Source organism: Pseudogracilibacillus amylolyticus (SeqCode), assembly GCF_051918545.1.
Lineage (GTDB): Bacteria > Bacillota > Bacilli > Bacillales > Amphibacillaceae > Pseudogracilibacillus.
In genome coordinates, this window is the sequence record NZ_JBPPZG010000301.1 from 1 (window position 1) to 3,400 (window position 3,400).

Consider the following 3,400-nt stretch of genomic DNA (forward strand, 5'->3'; position numbering starts at 1 on the left):
TATAACTGAACTAACAAAAAGGAACAAGTGTTTCGCTCCTTTATTTTGATTATTCAATTGCAATTATATTTTGCTTTCATAGTATGAGTCGTTTGATAATAATAAACATCCCTTTGTAGCAAAGTGGTTGCTCATTGAAGATTCGCACATAAGTTTTCTGTGACACTTTTTTAAGGAAATTTTATTTTTTAGATTATTTTCTCTAGAACGGGTTAATTTATATGCAGGAGGGATAATCTTGGAACAACGGTATAAATTTTTATCAATTGAACAGTTTAATGAGTTACTACAAAAATGGAGTCAGGCCGAAATTAAAATATCCAAGCTAGAAATGAATGATTTAGATGAAATCGTTATGCAATTGGAAAAGGTATCGTTTAAAAATGAAACACCTACAATTGATGGATATGAACCGATCCATACGCTGCAGCTGGGCGGACAAGGGTCAATTCAAACAGAAAACAATGATTCACAACCTTTGCCATCTTCTTTATATGAAATCCCGCTAGAAGATGATACTCTTTATGAATTTGATGGGACGACATTTTTAATCAGTACGGATCGAGGGGTATATAAAATAGAGCGTGTAAATTAAAGTCCATTTGAAACGGCAAAAAGAAGTAATCATCCGTGAATAACTGGTCCATGGTTACTTCTTTTCTGATTGTTTCAAGCTCACCAAATTGCTTCCTTCTTAATGGTTTATTATAAAAACCCCACTCAATCATGAAGAGTAGGGGTTAACGTTTTTAAATGTCAATTTGTATAATGTAGTCATTTTTGTATCATGTCATTTTTCAACTTAAAAATAAGCTTTGAAAATATTATCGCTCATCTAAATATGCTAATGCATCTATTAGCAAGCTGACAAATTTCTCTCGATTAACTTGTTCTAAGACGAATGTGTTTTGCTTTCCCACCGCAGCTAATCGTTTATCCGCAAACGTTAATCCTCTTGCTTTTCCTTCTGTGATGACATCCACATGATAGGAGGTTCCAGAAAACATCCCCGGATCAATCAGATAAGCTATTGCACATAAATCATGAATAGGGCTATTGATAAAGCCAAATTGTCTTCCTGATTGATTATAAAAATGTAGTAGCTCATACGCTAAATGGCTGACGCGACCTTTATTTTGCAAACCATTAATTTCATCTACTGTAATTTCTGCTTGTTCTGTTACATCGAGACCCGACATCACAATAGGAATATCGGAATTGAAAACAATTTCTGCAGCCTCGGGATCGACATAAATATTAAATTCAGCAAGAGCGGTTGTATTACCACGATCAAGTCCACCGCCCATAATGCTAATATATTCTATTTTACTGTGGACTTCAGGAAATACTTTGATTAATAATGCGATATTTGTCAAAGGCCCTAAACCTACAAGAATGACATTTTCTTTACTTGCCATAATTTTTTCATACATAAATAAAATGGCATTATTAGAAGCGATGGGATAATTTTCTCCGTTAAAATAAGGTCCGTCCATTCCGCTATCTCCATGTGCTTCAGGAGCAACACGAAGTTCTTTTGTTAACGGCCCTGTTTGTCCTGTTGCTAATGGGATATCGGCATGTACGAAGTCTAATACATTTTTCGCATTGGTTGTTACCTTCTCTAATGTTTGATTCCCACCTATTGTCGTAATTCCTAATATACGTAATTTTTCAGTATGAGCAATAGCAGTTAAAATAGCTAAAGCATCATCATGACCTGGGTCACAATCAATGATTATATTCTTCATTTTTTTCCCTTTCTAATAAATCTTCCATTGTTAGTACGTCTTTATAACCTAAAATGGTAGCCAGTTGACAAATATAAGGTTGTTTTAAATTACTTAATTTCAGAAGTTTTTCATCCCAAAATATTTCCATCGGCGCTGCATCTCTTCGTTTTTGTTTATCCGCAAAGACGATCACCCGATTAAACTCCCGCACAACAAACTCCATATCATGTGTAATTGTAATAACAGCTTTATTTTGATCTGATAAATACTTGATAATATCACCTAAACGCTCGATCGACTCTCTATCTTGGCCTGCAGTGGGTTCATCTAAAATAATTACATTAGGATCCATTGCTAATACGGCTGCAATCGTAATAAATTTCCTTTTTGAATAAGGTAAATTATATGGATGTTCGGATAATGAGTCCGTTAATCCACAGATTTCAGCTGCCATATTGACTCTTTTTTCCACTACCTTATTTGCTAACTTTTGATATTTCGGACCAAATGCAATTTCTTTATAGATCGTATCTTGGAAAATTTGATCATCTGGATTTTGAAAAACATAGCCAACTTTTTTAGCAATTTCGGCTGTCGTTGTCGCTTTTGTAGAGATGCCATCAACGACAACCTCCCCTTTTGTCGGGATTAATAATTTATTCATCAGTTTAACTGTCGTTGTTTTTCCTGCACCATTTTGTCCAACAATAGCTACTGATTCACCTAATTCAAAGTCTACATTCACATTTTGTATCGCTTCATACCCGTTCTCATACGTGTACGAGACATTTTTCAATGATAGATAAGCCATTTACATATCACCATCCTTGCTTAAGCTCTTAGATACTTCATGGATCGTTAACGGTACCGTCTTCGGTACTTTTGCATTGTTTTCTTGTGCCTTTTTTAGATAATATAGAACGATTTGTGGTAGCTGACCGCCATACTCCAAAACAGATGGATCAGATAAAATATCCTGTGTAGGGCCTGTCATAACAAGTTGCCCTTGATTCATTAATAAAATCTCATCGCAATACTCTGCTAGTAAATCAACTTTATGTTCCACCAATATAACAGTTTTGTCCTGACTTTTTAAAAGTTGCAGGATTTCAAAAATGTCTTCACTGCTTTTAGGATCCAATTGTGAAGTTGGTTCATCCAAAATAATAACCTCAGGATCTAAAGCAATAATCGATGCAATTGCCACTCTTTGTTTTTGTCCACCTGATAATTGATATGGATTTTTATCTATTAAATCGTTCAACTGGAATATGTCCACCAATTCATTTACTTTTGTAATCATTTCATTTCGAGGGACTCCAATATTTTCCATACCATAAGCTATTTCCTCATATACGGTTTCTTTTACTCCGGATAATTGTGTGAAAGGATTTTGAAAAGAGTAACCGATAATTGTTGCAAGTTCTCCAATGTTATAGTCGTTTATTGGCCTACCTTTGATCATTATTTCTCCTGTTAACTTTCCTTTGTATAGTTCTGGAATAAAGCCGCGGATAATATTGCATATCGTTGTTTTCCCCGACTCATTTGCCCCTATCAATCCATATACATGACCTTTTTTAAAATCAAATGACAGATTATGAATCGTTTCTTTTTCTTCTAAAGGATATTGATAGCTAATATTTTTCAACGATATAATGCTCATG

The 3,400-nt window shown here is 34.5% G+C and carries 4 protein-coding genes; 1 reads left to right on the top strand and 3 read right to left on the bottom strand.

The features are described from left to right. The first annotated feature begins 238 nt into the window (after positions 1 to 238). Positions 239 to 595: a protein YmzB gene (gene ymzB / locus ACPYKA_RS19880; protein WP_479543929.1), complete on the top strand. Its 357-nt coding sequence runs from the start codon at positions 239 to 241 to the stop codon at positions 593 to 595. 229 nt (positions 596 to 824) lie between these two features. Here ymzB and ACPYKA_RS19885 read toward each other — a convergent pair whose 3' ends face one another. The 3 genes from ACPYKA_RS19885 to ACPYKA_RS19895 form a co-directional block, all read right to left on the bottom strand. Further along, complete coding sequence (locus ACPYKA_RS19885) at positions 825 to 1,751, bottom strand: nucleoside hydrolase (protein WP_479543930.1); 927 nt, start codon at positions 1,749 to 1,751, stop codon at positions 825 to 827. Next, positions 1,732 to 2,544: an energy-coupling factor ABC transporter ATP-binding protein gene (locus ACPYKA_RS19890; RefSeq protein ID WP_479543931.1), complete on the bottom strand. Its 813-nt coding sequence runs from the start codon at positions 2,542 to 2,544 to the stop codon at positions 1,732 to 1,734. The genes ACPYKA_RS19885 and ACPYKA_RS19890 overlap by 20 nt, the downstream gene beginning before the upstream one ends. Further along, positions 2,545 to 3,400: energy-coupling factor ABC transporter ATP-binding protein (locus tag ACPYKA_RS19895; protein WP_479543932.1), on the bottom strand; the 856-nt coding region annotated here is incomplete at its 5' end.